The 15,995-nt window shown below is 68.1% G+C and carries 13 protein-coding genes; all 13 read right to left on the bottom strand.

The window, feature by feature from the left end:
- Positions 1–31: 31 nt before the first annotated feature.
- Positions 32–586 (bottom strand): HIT family protein, encoded by a 555-nt coding sequence (locus ACLJPD_RS12080; RefSeq protein WP_410872131.1) that lies wholly within the window; start codon positions 584–586, stop codon positions 32–34.
- A gap of 73 nt (positions 587–659) precedes the next feature.
- Positions 660–2,723, bottom strand: coding sequence for a threonine--tRNA ligase (thrS, locus tag ACLJPD_RS12075; RefSeq protein WP_410872130.1), 2,064 nt, complete (start codon positions 2,721–2,723; stop codon positions 660–662).
- A 184-nt stretch (positions 2,724–2,907) separates the two neighbouring features.
- A complete protein-coding gene (locus tag ACLJPD_RS12070; RefSeq protein ID WP_410872129.1) occupies positions 2,908–3,600 on the bottom strand; it encodes a (2Fe-2S)-binding protein in 693 nt (230 codons plus the stop codon).
- Positions 3,597–4,088, bottom strand: a complete 492-nt coding sequence (locus ACLJPD_RS12065; RefSeq protein ID WP_410872128.1) for a TIGR02611 family protein — start codon at positions 4,086–4,088, stop codon at positions 3,597–3,599. The genes ACLJPD_RS12070 and ACLJPD_RS12065 overlap by 4 nt, the downstream gene beginning before the upstream one ends.
- On the bottom strand, positions 4,085–6,307 hold the full coding sequence (locus ACLJPD_RS12060; protein WP_410872127.1) for a SulP family inorganic anion transporter: 2,223 nt from the start codon (positions 6,305–6,307) through the stop codon (positions 4,085–4,087). The genes ACLJPD_RS12065 and ACLJPD_RS12060 overlap by 4 nt, the downstream gene beginning before the upstream one ends.
- Before the next feature lie 223 nt (positions 6,308–6,530).
- Positions 6,531–8,756: a SulP family inorganic anion transporter gene (locus ACLJPD_RS12055; RefSeq protein ID WP_410872126.1), complete on the bottom strand. Its 2,226-nt coding sequence runs from the start codon at positions 8,754–8,756 to the stop codon at positions 6,531–6,533.
- A gap of 208 nt (positions 8,757–8,964) precedes the next feature.
- Complete coding sequence (locus ACLJPD_RS12050; RefSeq protein ID WP_410872125.1) at positions 8,965–9,738, bottom strand: tyrosine-protein phosphatase; 774 nt, start codon at positions 9,736–9,738, stop codon at positions 8,965–8,967.
- Positions 9,739–9,973: 235 nt separating this feature from the next.
- The gene (locus ACLJPD_RS12045; RefSeq protein WP_410872124.1) at positions 9,974–11,182 is read right to left on the bottom strand and encodes a cytochrome P450; all 1,209 of its coding nucleotides are present in this window, start codon (positions 11,180–11,182) and stop codon (positions 9,974–9,976) included.
- Positions 11,179–12,837 carry a fatty acyl-AMP ligase gene (locus ACLJPD_RS12040; RefSeq protein WP_410872123.1) on the bottom strand — a complete coding sequence of 553 codons (1,659 nt, stop codon included), beginning with the start codon at positions 12,835–12,837 and terminating at the stop codon, positions 11,179–11,181. Before ACLJPD_RS12040 ends, ACLJPD_RS12045 begins: the two co-directional genes overlap by 4 nt.
- An 8-nt stretch (positions 12,838–12,845) precedes the next feature.
- Positions 12,846–13,583: a thioesterase II family protein gene (locus tag ACLJPD_RS12035; protein WP_410872122.1), complete on the bottom strand. Its 738-nt coding sequence runs from the start codon at positions 13,581–13,583 to the stop codon at positions 12,846–12,848.
- Positions 13,580–14,833, bottom strand: a complete 1,254-nt coding sequence (locus ACLJPD_RS12030; protein ID WP_410872121.1) for a cytochrome P450 — start codon at positions 14,831–14,833, stop codon at positions 13,580–13,582. The genes ACLJPD_RS12035 and ACLJPD_RS12030 overlap by 4 nt, the downstream gene beginning before the upstream one ends.
- Positions 14,830–15,723, bottom strand: coding sequence for a class I SAM-dependent methyltransferase (locus ACLJPD_RS12025; RefSeq protein ID WP_410872120.1), 894 nt, complete (start codon positions 15,721–15,723; stop codon positions 14,830–14,832). Before ACLJPD_RS12025 ends, ACLJPD_RS12030 begins: the two co-directional genes overlap by 4 nt.
- Positions 15,724–15,725: 2 nt before the next feature.
- Positions 15,726–15,983 carry an acyl carrier protein gene (locus ACLJPD_RS12020; RefSeq protein WP_410872119.1) on the bottom strand — a complete coding sequence of 86 codons (258 nt, stop codon included), beginning with the start codon at positions 15,981–15,983 and terminating at the stop codon, positions 15,726–15,728.
- Positions 15,984–15,995: the final 12 nt, after the last annotated feature.

The following is a 15,995-nucleotide window of genomic DNA, read 5'->3' as shown; positions in this document are numbered from 1 at the left end:
CGATGTGTGGGGCTGCGCGATGATCACACATCTACGCCTCCCATGCCTCCGCCAGCAGCTGCCGCGTTTCGCGCAACAACTGAGGCATCACTTTCACCCCGCCGACCACGGTGATGAAGTTCGCGTCCCCGCCCCAGCGCGGCACGATGTGCTGGTGCAGGTGGTCGGCGAGCGAACCACCGGCCACGCCGCCGAGGTTGAGGCCCACGTTGAATCCGGCGGGTCGCGAGACCTGCTTCATCACACGAATGGCCCGCTGCGTGAAGGCCATCAGTTCCGCGCTCTCGGCGGTCGTGAGGTCCTCCAGGTCGGCTACCCGGCGGTAAGGCACCACCATCATGTGCCCTGGGTTGTACGGGTACAAGTTGAGCACGGCGTAAACATTCTCGCCGCGGGCGATGATCAGGCCGTCTTCGTCCGACATCTTGGGGATATCGGTGAACGGATGCCCGGTCGCGTCCTTTGGCTTCACCTCACCGGTGATGTAGGACATCCGGTAGGGCGTCCAGAGCCGCTGGAGGCGGTCGGGCTGGCCCGCTCCGGCGTCGGCGATCGAACCGGCGTCGGGGGCGAGGTTCTCGCTCATGATGCTGCATCCTCTCGGCATGCGCGGGCGCCCTGCGTGGTTACGTGAGCTACCGCCTCCGGGCGCTGACCGCTCATGCCCGACCCGCCGCGGAGACGACCTCGAACCCCTCGGCGGTGGGTGAGGCGTTCTCGCGGTTGGCGACCCAGGTGGTGATGGTCGCGACCGCGTCGGCGACGGGCACACCGTTGACCTGGGTGCCGTCGCGGAACCGGAAGCTCACCGCGTCCGCTTCCACGTCGCGTGCGCCCGCCAGCAGCATGAACGGCACCTTCTGCGCGGTCTGGTTGAAGATCTTCTTCTGCATCCGGTCGTCGCTGCGGTCCACCTGGGCCCGCACGCCTGCGTCGCGCAGCCGCTCGATCACCGAATCCAGGTGCGGGGCAAAGTTTTCCGCCACCGGGATGCCGACGACCTGCACCGGCGAGAGCCAGGCGGGGAACGCGCCGGCGTAATGCTCGGTGAGCACGCCGAAAAAGCGTTCGATCGAGCCGAACAGCGCGCGGTGGATCATCACCGGGCGCTGCTTGGTGCCGTCGGAGGAGGTGTATTCGAGGTCGAAACGGTCGGGCAGGTTGAAGTCGAGCTGGATGGTCGACATCTGCCAGGTGCGGCTGAGCGCGTCCTTGGCCTGCACGGAGATCTTCGGGCCGTAGAACGCGGCGCCGCCCGGATCGGGCACGAGGTCGAGGCCCGAGGCCGAGGCCACCTTCGACAGGGTCTCGGTGGCTTCTTCCCACAGCTGGTCGGAGCCGACGAACTTCTTCGGGTCCTTGGTGGACAGTTCGAGGTAGAAGTCGTCGAGGCCGTAGTCCTTGAGCAGCGACAGCACGAAGTTCAGGGTCGTGGTGAGCTCGGCGTGCATCTGCTCTTTGGTGCAGTAGATGTGCGCGTCGTCCTGGGTCATGCCGCGGACCCGGGTAAGGCCGTGGACCACACCGGACTTCTCGTAGCGGTAGACCGAGCCGAATTCGAACATCCGCAGCGGCAGCTCACGGTAGGAGCGGCCACGCGCGCGGAAGATCAGGTTGTGCATCGGGCAGTTCATCGGCTTGACGTAGTAGTCCTGGCCGGGCTTGCGTACGCTGCCGTCTTCGTTGAGCTCGGCGTCGAGGTGCATCGCGGGGAACATGCCGTCGCGGTACCAGTCCAGGTGGCCGGAGGTCTCGAACAGCGCGCCCTTGGTGATGTGCGGGGTATTGACGAACTCGTAGCCCGCGTCGACGTGGCGCTGACGCGAGTACTCCTCCATCTCCTTGCGGATGATGCCGCCCTTGGGGTGGAACACCGGCAGACCCGAACCGAGCTCGTCGGGGAAGGAGAACAGGTCGAGCTCGAGGCCCAGTTTGCGGTGGTCGCGGCGCTCGGCCTCGGCGAGGAGCTCCAGGTAGGCGTCCATCGCCTCGGTGGATTCCCACGCGGTGCCGTACACCCGCTGCAGATCCTCGCGGTCCTGGTCGCCACGCCAGTAGGCGGCCGAGGAGCGGGTGAGCTTGAAGGCGGGGATGAACTTGGTGGTGGGGATGTGCGGGCCGCGGCACAGGTCGCCCCACAGCTTGTCGCCGGTGCGCGGGTCGAGGTTGTCATAGATCGTCAGCTCGTTGCCGCCGACCTCCATGATCTCGGGATCGTCGATACCGGACTTGTCGCTGATCAGCTCCAGCTTGAACGGCTCGCCTGCCAGCTCGACGCGGGCGTCATCGACCTCGACGACGCGACGCGAAAAGCGTTGCGCGCCTTTGACGATCTTCTTCATCCGCGATTCCAGCTTGGCCAGATCCTCGGGGGTGAAGGGCTTGTCGACCTGGAAGTCGTAGTAGAAGCCGTCCTTGATCGGCGGGCCGATGCCGAGTTTCGCGTCGGGGAACTCCTGCTGCACCGCCTGCGCCAGCACGTGCGCGGCCGAGTGCCGGATCACGCTTCGCCCGTCCTCGCTGTTCGCGGGAACCGGCTCGACGTCGGCATCTTCGTCCGGGATCCAGGACAGATCCTTGAGCGCACCGTCGACATCACGCACGACGACGACCGTCTCCGGCCCCTTCGTGGGCAGGCCCGCTTCCCGCACCGCTGCGCCCGCGGTAGTCCCGGCCGGCACCCGAACGAGAGCGACGGGACTGATGGGTGCAGAGGTGGTCACGGGAATGTTCTCCTCGACGTCGTACCCGGCAGGACTGTCCCACCCGGTTGCAGGCACGATCCTAGCTGTTACGCCGCCCTGAGATCCGCGCCTACCCTGCCGTCTGATCTCTCGAGCACATGCGTAACTCACCGGGTACGGGCTGATCGGACCCTCGAGTTGACGTCGGCCGCGTGATGAAGTCTCACCGCGCCTGAGTCCGGCTCGGATTCGCGGGGAGGCGGACAGCGGCCAGCCGTTCGGCTCGATCGGCGGGCGAACGTTTCGGGCAGCTCGTGCACATCTGTCGGCCGGGCGCCTCGTAGACCAGGCAACACGAGGCGCGGCGGACAAAGGTGCGGCCTGCCACGGTGACGAACCGCGGTGTGGGCAGGCGTGGGCCCACGTCCGCCGCCAGCCTGGTCGCCGCGTCCGGGGAGCCCGCGTCCAGTGCCCGGTTGCCGATAGCGTCGGCGACGACCGCCCACAGCGACGGGATCCCGGCGCCGGAAACGGCCGCGACCTGGGAGATCACCGCGGTCAATGTGTCGCGTAGGGCGGCCGCGACCTCGTCGGCCGCTGCCGCGCCGGTCTCGCCGCCCACATCCGAGCGCACGGAGCGACCGGCTGCATCGACCGGCACCCGGCGGAACTCCGCGTGCTCGACACCGCCGTCCGGGCGGACCACACAGTCGAATTCGCCGAGCGCGGCCACCGGAGCCGGTGTGCCCGCCGCGTAGGCGACGGCGATCTGCTCGACCAGCGTCGAGGCGACCATGCACCACCACAGGGTGCCCGCGACCCGGGGCACATCGGTGCCCCAGGTGTGACTCATCGCGTCGATCTTGGCGGCGACCCAGGCCGGGTCGGTGAGTAGGTGGCCGGGAGCAGTGCTCACGACATCAGGGGACTGTGTAACCATGGCCAATCGACTCCGATCCACCCAGCGACCATCGAAAACGTACCGAGCAGCCACAACGTCACCAGGACGAGGGCGAAGGTGGCCACCGCGCCGAGCACCTTGAGAAACCAGCCGCGCGAGGTGTACCAGTCCATGACGATCCGGTACTTCCCGCGCACCCAGGTCAAGGTGTGATGGGCCCAGACGAACTCGGTGGCCAAGATGCCGAATCCCGCGAACACCAGCGCCCAGCCGGGTCCGGGGTAGGGAATCGTGATGATCCCGATGATCAGTACCAAACCACCGACCACGCCGACGACGATGCGGTAGCCGAGGTTGAGGGTAGGGCGCTGCGCGATGTGTTCCCGGAAGGCGCGCCCGCGCTCCTTGACCCCGTCCCACCGCCCCGGCTCGGCGACGGCATGCTCGTGCGCGGAGTCGGGGCCGTCGGTGACGCGCTCGGCGGCGGTCGAATCGCTGGTCATGATCTCCAGACTACGAGTCCGGCGTGATCGTCGATCGCGCTGACGCCGTCGACCGTCACCTCGAGCACCCGGGCACCCGCGATGTCGAAGAACAGCCCCGACAGCACCAACCCGCGCTCGGTCACCGCGCGTCGCACCGCGGGATTGCGCCCCAGCGTCTCGAGCTGCACGGCGACATTGACCAGGCTCAGCTGATCCACCTCGCTGTACCCGGCCGCCGCGGCGGCCACGGCGACGGGATGACCGGCGCGGAACCGCTGCAGCGCCGGTTCGGCGTGGCGCAGCCAGGAACCGAGCCCACCGTCGGTGTCGGCGGCGGAGTGGACCGCCTTCATCGCACCGCACGAGGAATGTCCGCACACCACCACCGTGCGGACCGCGAGCGAGTCCAAGGCGAAAGTCAGCGCCGCTTCGACCGAATCGTCGCCGCTGATCGGGACCAGGTTGCCGACATTGCGCACCGTGAACAGGTCACCCGGGCCACTGTTGGTGATCACATTGGGCACGATCCGCGAGTCCGAGCAGGTGAGGAAGAACGAATCAGGGTCCTGGTGCATTCCGTCCAGATGCGGGCGCACCACATGCGCGGAGCCGCGATGGAAGGCCGCGATACCCGCCGTCATCGCGTCGCCGCCGGACTTCTGGTGCCGCCACGGGCGGAGCATGTCGTCGATGGCGGCGCGACCGAAGCCACGGGTCGGCGGCGCGGCCGGGGTGTCGGCCATCCGGGCGTGCCCGATTTCGACGAAATCGACACTCCCACCGGTACTTTCGTGCTGACGCTGCCAGTCCTCGATCGCATCGAACGCGGCGTGGTCGAGGAAGTCGACGATCATCTCGACCGTCACATCGACGCCCGCGGGTACCTTCGCCAGCTCCCCCGACAGCTTCGGCAGGGCGAGGAAGGTGCACGAGCCGTCGATGTGGACCTGCCAACGCCCGTCGGGCAGCGGGGACGCCGCCACCTGCACGCGCACGACCCGCCACAGCAGCAGCCCGAACGCCAGGGCCAGGCCGATGACCACACCTTCGAGCAGGTTGGTGAACACCACGGCGAGCACGGTCACCACATAGACCAGCAGGTCGCCGGTGCGCCGGGCCAACCGGATGTGAGCAAGTTTCAGCAGCTGCATACCGATCACGATGAGCAGCCCCGCCAGCGCGGCCTTGGGGATCTGTTCCACCAGGCCGACCAGCGCCACCGAGAACAACAGAATCCAGAGTCCGTGCATGATGGTCGAGGCCCTGGTGCGCGCGCCCGCCTGCACATTCGTGGCACTGCGCACGATCACGCCGGTGATCGGCAGGCCACCGACCAGACCCGAGACGACATTGGCCGTGCCCTGGCCGATGAGTTCCCGATCGAAACCGGTGCGCGGACCGGTGTGCATCTTGTCGACCGCGACGGCCGAGAGCAGGCTCTCCACGCTGGCGATCAGCGCGATGGTCAGCACCATCATGGCGACGGCGGACCAATTGCCCGACGGCAGCTCCGGCAGGCCGAGCGCGTCGAAGACCGACCCGCTCAGGGCGATCCGCTCGACCTCGGGCAGGCCGAGCGAGAGTACGGTGCCCACCAGCACCGCGACCAGCGGGCCCGGTACCGCGCGCAGCTTCGGTGGGACGTACTTCCAGCCGAGCATCACCGCGATCACCACGGCGCCGACGAGCGCGTCACTACCGTGCAGCGAGAGCAGCTGTCCGGGGAGTTCGATCAGATTGCGCAGCGCGGTGCTGTGCGAGGAGCCGCCGAGCAGCACGTGGATCTGCTGCAGGGCGATGGTGACGCCGATACCGGCCAGCATGGCGTGCACCACCACGGGGGCGACGGCGAGCGCGGCACGCGCGATTCGGCTGAGCCCGAACAGGATCTGCAGCACGCCGGCGGCGACCACAATGAAACACGTGACACGCCAACCGAATTGCGCGATGGATTCGGCGACGACCACGGTGAGACCCGCGGCGGGACCGCTGACCTGCAGGACCGAGCCACCGAGCAGGCCGACGACCACGCCACCGATCACGGCGGCGACGAGACCGGCGGCGATCGGCGCGCCGGAGGCGACCGCGATGCCGAGCGAAAGGGGCAGTGCCACCAGGAAAACCACGATGGAGGCGGGTAGATCGTGGCGCAGCAGCGTCTGCTGCCACGCGGGGCGCGACGGCTCGTTCGACGGGCTGTTCGCGGGCGGCGGAGCAAGATCGTTTTCGACAGACATGACTCTCCTTCGCCGGCTCCCGGCACTGGGCCGAGGCCGATCATCACGAGGCGGTGGTGAAGCAAAGGGCGGGAGCGATGAGAGGTGCCGGTGCGACGGCGAACCGGATCACGATGTTTGGTCAACCTTTTGGTAAAGAATTGGCAAAGCCAGTGTGCCGCAGAAACAGTGGGTCTCGCCATAACCGCAGGCAGTCTGTGGTGTGACCCACAACCACCCCCCTTTACACCGGTTCGGTGGCGGCGCGACGGGCCTCGTCGAACTCGACGATCCCGTCGGCGGTGATCTCGATGACCCGCGCGGTCGCCAGGTCGAAGAACAACCCCGACACCGCGACCCCGCGCTCCTTGATGCCACTGCGCACCGCCGGATAATCGATCAGGGTCTGCACCTGCCTGGCCACGTTCACCATGCCGAGTTGGTCGATCGGACCGAAGCCCGCCAGCCTGGCGGCCTCGGCGACGGGGTGACCGGCATGGAACGCCGTCAACGTGGGTTGGGCGTTGGCCAGCCAGTCGTCGAGCCCCGGCCCGGCCTGCACCTGCCGGTACAGCGCTTCCATCGCCCCGCAGCCACTGTGCCCGCACACCACCACCGAGCGCACGTCGAGCTTGTCGAGCGCGTAGATCAGCGCCGCTTCCACCGAGACGTCGGACCCGCCGACCGGCACCAGATTGCCGACATTGCGCACCGTGAACAGATCGCCGGGGCCACTGTTGGTGATGACGTTGGGCATGATGCGGGCGTCGGCGCAGGCCAGGAAGAAGGTGTCGGCGTCGGGCCGGTGCCGCAACCCGTCCAGGTGCGGGCGCATCAGGTGCGCGTGCCTGCTGTGGTAGGCGTCGATGCCCGCGGCGATCGGGTCGACGCCGCCGCTGCGCCGCCACGGCCGGACCGCTTCGTCGGCCGCCTTGCGCGCGTGGCCGTGCTCGGGCGGTCCGTCGTTGGTGCGGGCCATCCGCGCGCTACCGAGTTCGACGAAGTCGACTGTGCCGCCCCCGGATTCACGGGCGTCGGCCCAGTCCGAGAGCAACTCGCACGCCGCGTGGTCGAGGAAGTCCACGCTCAGTTCGACGGTCACGTCCACACCCGCCGGTACCTTCGCCAGTTCGGTCGTGAGCCGGGGCGCGGCCAGGAAGGTGCAGGTGCCCGCGATGCGCACCAGCCAGGTGCCGTCGGCGCGCGGCGCCGCGGCGATGGTGAACTTCACGACCCGCCACAGCAGCAGCGCGAACGAGGCGACCAATCCGATCACCATGCCCTGCAACAGGTTCAGCGCGACGACGGCGACCACGGTGACCAGGTAGACGTAGAGGTCGCCGGTGCGGCGGGCACGTTTGATGTGGGCCAGCTTCACCAGCTGCACCCCGATCAGCACCAGCAGCGCGGCCAGCGCCGCCGTCGGAATCTGGCGGACCAGGCCGACCAGCGCGATCGCGAACAGCAGGATCCAGCCACCGTGCAGCACGGTGGCCGCCCTGCTGCGTGCGCCCGCGTTGGCGTTGGTGATGCTGCGCACGATGACCCCCGCGATCGGCAGGCCGCCCAGCACACCCGAGACCATGTTCGCCGCGCCTTGACCGAGCAGTTCCCGATCGAAGTCGGTGCGCTGGTCCGGACGCAGTTTGTCGACCGCGACAGCGGAGAGCAGCGTCTCGACGCTGGCGATGAGGGCGACGGTGAGCATGGTGAGCGCGAGCGGCAGCCACCCGCCGTGCGGCAACGCGGGCAACCCGATGCCGTCGAGCAGCGAGCCGTCCAGGCGCACCCGTTCCACCGTCACCGGCAGCACCAGCGAGACCACCGTCGCCCCCACCACCGCGACCAGCGGCCCGGGCACCACCCGTACCCGGCGCGGTAGGTACTGCCATCCGATCAGCACGGTGATCACGAGCAGCCCGATGAACAGATCGCCCTTCTGCACCGACATCACCTGACGCGGAAGCTCGACGATGCTCGCCCACGGCGAGCTGACCGTCGTCCCGCCGAGCAGGACGTGCACCTGCTGCAGCGCGATCACCACGCCGATGCCCGCGAGCATCGCGTGCACAACGACCGGTGCGATACCCAGCGCGGCTCGCGCGATGCGACTGAGCCCGAACAGGATCTGTAGCACACCCGCGCCGACGGTGATGAAACACATAGCGGCCCAACCGAATTGCTGGACGGCCCCGGCCACGACGACGGCGAGACTCGCGGTCGGCCCACTGACCTGAACCTTCGAGCCACCGAGTAACCCGGCGACCACCCCGCCGACGGCGGCGGCGATGAGCCCGGCGACGACCGGCGCGCCGGAGGCGAGCGCTACGCCGAGCGATAGCGGCAGGGCGACGAGGAAGACCACGAGTGACGCTGGAAGATCTTGCTGGAGAACCGATTTCAGTGGCGCGCACGACAGCGGGCGTGCTGTCGCGGTGGTAGTGGTGCCCGGATCATTGTCGGTCATCATTCTCCTTCGCCGGGGCGGGTGAGCTCCCGGTTCATCGGTCGAACATGCACTGGCAATTGATGCTGAGCTGCGAGCGAACAGGCGGATCTGCAGCACTGATCGAAGAGATCGGACCCCAGACACAGAGTCGGGTTAATAGTAAAGAACTTCCCAAGCATTAGAAAACGTTCCGGGAAAAATGGAACGGAATCGCCGTCGTTCTGTGACCTCAGTCACAGAGCAGGTTGTCGGTCAGCTGTCGTTGCGTCGCGTGGTCGAGGCCGGCGCGGGCCGCCCAGGCGGCGGGCCCGCCGTGCTCGGTGTCCAGGTGGGTCAGGAAGTGGCGCATGGTGATCGCGTCGGCGGCGAAGACCCAGGCGGGGAGCCGGTCGCCCGCGTCCGTCGTCCGTCCGCCGCGAGCCCGCAGCGCCGCGATGTTCGGGGTGGTGGCGGCGTAGTCGGCGATGATGTCGTCCGCACGCACCCCGGCGACGGCGAGCAGCAGAGCGATCACCACCCCGGTGCGATCCTTGCCCGCGGCGCAGTGGATCAGCGCGGGCAACTGGCCAGGGGTGGCGAGCAGGCTGAGCACGGCGGCGATGGTCTCGCTGCTGTGCTCGAGGTATTCGCAGTACCGGTCGAACATGCTCCCGTCGGGCGAGACCTCGGTGAGGTCGAGCCGCACCCGGTCGGCGCCGTAGACGTGCAGGTTGCGGTAATCGGCGACGGCGTCGGCCATCGAACCTGTTCCGTCCGTGACGATCTCGCCCGGCGCACGCAGGTCGACGATGGTGCGCAGACCGCACTCGCTCAGCAGGAACGACACATCGGCGGCGTCCAGCCCGGTCAACATGTCCGACCGGAATACCCGCAGGCGGCGCACCTGCCGCCCGTCCACCGTTGTCAACCCACCCAGATCCCGCGCGTTCACCGCACCGCGCAACGGCAGTTCCCGGCCCATCGACGAAGTCGCACCGTGTGTCATCACAATCCCCGTTCTCATCTTTTCGCAGCACCTACCCGCAAACGTTGTTCCACGGTATTCGGTGCCGGACACCGCCCATCCCGAAATCCGTTCTCGCCGAACATGATTGCGACTGTTTGCGCAGGTCAGGGCGCTGATGAGGTCGATTCGATCGGGAAATGCGATGGACAGATCGGAATATGCGATGCGAATCGGCGCGGTCAGGTTCGCACCGGCCTACGGTTCTGGTGCCCGCCGAGAGCCGCGCTGAGCGCTACACCGAGATTGTCAGCGTCGCGAGGCCGCGCAGGTTGATCCGGCCGTTCCAGGTCTGATCGACCACCGTGGCCTCGGGAAAGCGGGTCACGAAGCGCGGGAACACGATCCGGGCCTCCATCCGGACGAGGGCGGCGCCGAGGCAGTGGTGGATGCCCGCGCCCAGCGAGACGTTCTGGTGCGCGTTCGGTCGGTCGAGGCGCAGTTCGTCGGCGTCGGCGCCCCAGAATTCCGGATCCCGGTTGGCGGCGGCCAGTGCGCCGATCACCCAGCTGCCCGCCGGGATCTCGTGTTCGCCGACGCGCAAGGGCGCGATGGTGATCCGGCGCATCAGGTGCACGGGGGTGTCGAAACGCATCAGCTCGTCGACGGCACCGGCTGCCAGATCGGGCTCGGTCCGCAAGCGTCGCGCCTGGTCGGGATGGCGCAGCAGCGACAGGATTCCGCTGCCGAGGTGGGTCACCGTGGTCTCGTGGCCCGCGATGTAGAGGAACATCACCTGCGAGATCAGCTCGTCTTCGCCGAGCATGTCGCCGTTGTCCTCGGCACCGATCAGCGCGGTGAGCAGGTCGTCGCCGGGAGTGGCGCGCTTCCAGCGGATCAGTTCGCGGACCATCGCGAACAGTTCCTGGTTGGCTTCCCGGATCCGGGCCTGGGTCTCGGGGCTCGCGAAGGGCTCGAACACCAGCACGACGATTTCGGTGAGTTCGCGCAGCCGGGTGTGCTCACCCACCGGGATGCCGAGCATTTCCGAGATGATGGTGAAGGGCAGCGGAAAGGCCAGCTCGGCAATGACATCCGCGGTGCCCCGCTCGGCGATGCGGGCCAGCGCCTGCTCGACCAGCTCCTCGACGCGCGGCTGCAGCGATTCGATGGACCGGGGCGTGAAGGCCTTCGAGACCAGCCGCCGGAGCCGGGTGTGGTCGGGCGGGTCCTGATCCAGCATCGACAGCCCACCCATCACCCGGCTCTCTTTGCGGACCTCGGTGCTGCCGCTCTTCCACGCGGGCAGGTGCCGCAGGTGCTGTTCGTCGACGGAGTGCGACGAGCGCTGCAGGGCGGCCACGTCGGCGTGCCGGGAGATGATCCAGAATCCGAGCGGGTGTTCCTGCGCGGGTCCCGCGGCGCGGAGCTGGGCGTAGTGGGGATAGGGGTCGTCGGCGAATCCCGGTGCGGTGGGGTCGAAGACGAAGGTCTCGGTGCTCATTGCAGGTACCGCTTTCTTGCCGCTGATCGCATGATTTTTCCGCTGCTCGTCTTCTGCACCGTGTCCGGCGCGGCCAGCACCACGTCCGCGACGGCGAGTTCGTGTTCCTGCAACACCGCCGCGCGGATGGCGCCGGTGATGTCGTCGGCGTCGGCTTCGGCATCGCGCTTGATCTCCTGGACGACGACGAGCTTCTCGCCGTCGCGTCCCGGCACCGCGAAGGCCGCGCCGCTGCCGGGGCGCAGTGCCGGATGCGCACGCTGCACGGTGTGTTCGATGTCGTGCGGGTAGTAGTTGCGACCACGCAGGATGATGATGTCCTTGAGACGGCCCACCACATACAGTTCACCGTCGATGAGCAGGCCCAGGTCGCCGGTGCGCAGGTAGGTGCGCTCGGGATCGTCGGCGCAGCGGGCGTGGAAGGTTTCGGCCGTCGCTGCGGGCAGTTGCCAATAGCCTTGGGCGACATGGTCGCCCGCTACCCAGATCTCACCTGCCCGATCCGGTGGGCAGAGGGTTGCGGTGTCCGGGTCGACGATGCGCAGTTCCTCGCCCGGAAGTACCGACCCCGAGCCGACTAGTGTGCGACCCTGATCCGCCGCGGCCGGGATGTAGCGTCGATCGGCGAGCGCGTCGATATCGGCATCGAGCACTCGCGGGCCGCGCCCTTTTCCGCTCGCCGACACCAACAGGGTCGCCTCCGCGAGGCCGTAGCACGGGAACACCGTCTGGGCGCTGAACCCCAGTGGGGCAAAGGTTTTCGCGAACCTGTCCAAGGTCTCGGCCCGGATCGGCTCGGCACCGTTGAAAGCGACCTTCCAGGAACTCAGGTCGAGGTCGGGCAGTTCCCCGGCCGCGGCGCGCGCGACGCAGGCGTCGAAGGCGAAGTTCGGGCCGCCGCTGGTGTGCGCGCGATAGTGCGAGATGGCCTCGAGCCACCTCAGCGGCCGCCGAATGAAGGTGGTCGGCGACATCTGGATGCAGGTCGCGCCGACGTACACCGGTTGCAGCACATTGCCGATCAGGCCCTGATCGTGGAAGAAGGGCGCCCAGCCGACGACGGTCGAGTCCCGGTCGTGGCCGAAACTGTGCCGGATCATCTCCTCGTTGGCGACGAGGTTTCGATGCGTCACCATGACACCCTTGGGCGCGGAGGTCGAGCCGGAGGTGTACTGCAGGAACGCCACGGAGTCGGGGTCGGTATTCGTTCGGGTGAAAGCGGTATCCCCGGTGGGCAACTCGTCGACGGCCAGCCACTGCCGTGCGGTGCAGAGCGGCTCGAGCACCGGTCGCAGTGTCTCGAGCAGTCCCTCGATCGTCAGCACGGCCGTGGGTGAGCAGTCGCCGACGATGGCGCGGGTCGCGTCCTGAACCTTGCCACGCCGCGGCGGATTCACCGGCACCGCGACGATGTTCGCGTAGAGGCAACCGAAGTAGGCGGTGATGAATTCGACGCACTGTGGAAAGACCAGCAGCGCACGGTCGCCCGGTTCGCATCGCGAGCGCAGCAGTCCCGCTACCGCCATCGCCTGTTCGTGGAGTTCGCGATAGGTCGTGGTGGTGTGCTCGGCGCCGTTGTCGTCGAGGAAGATGTAGGCGATGCGGTCGGGCTCGTCGACGGCGCGACGCGCGAGAATGTCGGGAAGTAGCTGCACGTCGGTCCTCAGGTCAGGGCGGCGGTCATGATCGCCGCGACAGCCGCGCGATGTCGATGGTGGAACAGGTGATCACCGCTGAACTCGTGTGTGGCGAACGGGCCGTCGGTCAGCGAACCCCACGCCCACACCTCGTCCGGATCGGCGATCGGGTCCTCGGTGCCGTAGAACGTCGTGATCGGGCAGCTGAGCCGGGGTTGGGGCCGGTGGGTGTACTCCTCCGACAACTCCAGGTCCGCCCGGGTCAGCGGCAGCGCGTACCGCAGGAAACTCGCGTTGCGGCCCGCCGCACCCCAGGCATCCATCGCGGCCAGTGCGGCGGCGAAGTCGTTGTCGGGCAGGCGATGCAGGACCGCGCGGCTGGCCGCCAGGTGTGGTGACCTGCGACCGGACGCGAACAGGTGAACCGGTGGCCGGCCCGCTACGGTCAGCGCGCGAGCCAGCTCATAGGCGATCAGCGCGCCCATGCTGTGACCGTAGAGCGCTACCGGCGTATCGCCCGATTGTGTTATCTGGCAGGCCAATTCGTCGACCGCTTCGCCGACCCGGTGTAGCGGCGGGTGTTGGGCGACGTCCTCGCGACCGGGGAGCTGGACCCGAACGACCCCGATCCCGGGTCCGAACAGGTCCGGCCAGCGGTTGAACGACGATGCCCCGGCGCCCGCGTGCGGGATACACACCAGCCGCACCGCCGCCGGTTCGGCGTCGCTGCGCAACCACGATTTGACCAGTCCGGTGCCCGTCATCGTGCCCGCCGCACATCGACGGGAAGGCTTTTCAAGCCGCGCACGATGAAACTGTGGTCCTGCCACTCGAGTTCCGTCGGCCGTGGTTCCAGGCTTTCCGACCGGACGAACAGGTACTCGAAGGCGACCTGGGCCTGCAGTTCGGCGAGCAGTCCGCCGAGGCAGCCGTGCATGCCGTGGCCGAAGCCGAGATGTCCGCCGCCGGTGCGGGTGAGGTCGAATTCGTCGGGCCTGGCGAAGACTGCGGGGTCGCGGTTGGCCGCGCCGAGACACACCAGGATCTGCTCGCCTGCCGAGATCGGGGCACCGTCGAGCCGGATGTCGCGGGTGGCAAGGCGTTTGGTCAACTGCAGGGGCGGGTCGTAGCGCAGCGCCTCGGTGACCGCCGCCTCGACCGATTCGGGTCCGCGACGCAGCAGCGCGGCCTGCTCGGGGTGGCGCAGCAGGGCGAGCGTCCCGTTGCCGATCAGCGATTTGGTGGTCTCGTTGCCCGCGACGAAGCACATGATGCAGACGAAGACCACTTCCTCGTCGGTGAGCACATCGCCGCCCGCGGTTCGGGCGGCGAGCAACTGGCTGACCAGATCGGTGCCGGGCCGGGCTCGCCGCTCGGGCAACACGGCATCGATGGCCGCGGCGAACTCCTCGACCACCGCGCAGACCCGCGCGAAATCCCCGGACTTCATCATCCCGGGTTCGAGCAGGAAGCGGATGTCGTGGGTCCACGGCCCGACTCGCGCGCGCAACTCCTCGGGCAGATCCATCCACTCGCACAGCACGGCCACCGGTAGCGGCGCGGCCAGGTCGGCGATGACATCGAGACCACCGTCGCGCCAGGCCCGCTCCATCAGGTCGCCGGCGACCCTGGTCACCAGCGGTCGCAGCGACGCCACCGACCGGGCGGTGAACACCCGGTTCACCAGTCCGCGCAGCCGGGCGTGATCGGGATTGTCGGTGAACACCAACGACTTGCGTCCGAGGCGTTCGATCTGGGCGACGCTACAGTGGCCGAGCCGTTCGGCCTGCCTCGTCACCAGACTGGGGATCAGGCCTGCGCTGAACGAGCGGTCGTGCAGCACCCCACGGACCTCGGCATGCCGGGTGAGCACCCACATCCCGAGAGTCCGGTGCACCGGTTCGGCCTCGCGCAACTGCTGGTAGAGCGGATACGGGTCGTGCCGGAATTCGGCACTGAACGGGTTGAACCGGACCCGCGTCCTGGTCGGCGCGGCGGAATCGGGCGTGGTCATGCCGACCGCACACGGCGGTCAGTGAAGAACCCGGTGCGGTAGGGCACCAGCACGAGCCGCAGCAGGCCGATCTTGCCCATCCGGAAGCCGAGCGCCGACAGTTTCAGATAACGCTCGTAGCGGGCGACCACGTCGGCGCCGACGATCTCGGTGGCTTCGGCACGGTGGGCCCGCAGCCTGCGCGCCCACTGCTCACACGTCCAGGCATAGTCGAGGCGCCCGTTGCTGATCGAGCGCACCTCGAACAGGCCCTCGGCCGCGGCGGTGATCTCGGCCAGGGTCGGCAGGTCGGCGTCGGGGAAGATCTCCTGCTGCATGAAGGCGCTGGCCTGTTCGCGGGACATGTTCGCGTAGGCGATGGTCTGCAGCGACAGCGTGCCGTCGGGCTCGAGCCAGTCGCGGCACCGCGTGAAGAACTCCCGGTACACCCCGATCTTCTGGTCCGGTGAATCGTAGGGGGTGGCGAAGTGTTCGAAGGCACCGATCGAGATGATGCCGTCGAAGCGGGTGTCCGGCTCGTAGTGCAGCCAGTTCTCGGTTCGCACTTCGACGCCGGGGTACGCGCGCGATCGGACGAACTCGGCCTGCTCGGGACTGAGCGTCAGCCCGACCGACCTGGACACCCCGGCGCGGGCCAGCCGCTCGAGGATCGCGCCCCACCCGCAACCGATGTCGAGGACGGTCGCGGCGTGCTCGGCGTCGATCGCGTCCAGGTGGAATCGCAGCTTGTGATCCTGGGCGAGTTCCAGTGTGTCGTCGGGCTTTTCCCGCAAGGCGCAGGAGTAGGTCAACGACTCGTCGAGCCAGAGGCGATAGAAGTCGTTACCCGCGTCGTAGTGGTGACGGATCGCTGCGGCGGCCGCGGAGGACCGCTCGGTATGGACCGACATCGCTACCCCACACTCCGCCGGCTCTGCTCGTGCAGGTAGGCGGCGACGGCGTTGAGGTTCGGGTTGTCGAACAGGTCCTCGGGCGCCAGGTCGACACCGTAGCGGTCCTCGACCTCGATCAGCAGCGCGACGGCAAGCGCCGAGTCGATGCCGAGGCGGTCGAAATCGGTGGCCGGGTCGATGGTGGCGGCCGGTACCTCGAGCAGACCCGCGAGGTATTCCTGGCACCAGGTGACAATGGCTTCTTTACTCGTATCCACGGTGAGAATTCC

The organism is Nocardia sp. A7 (assembly GCF_046549215.1).
Taxonomy (GTDB): Bacteria; Actinomycetota; Actinomycetes; order Mycobacteriales; family Mycobacteriaceae; genus Nocardia.
The sequence above is the reverse complement of the archived record's forward strand: the minus strand, read 5'-3'. Positions and strand labels throughout refer to the sequence as shown.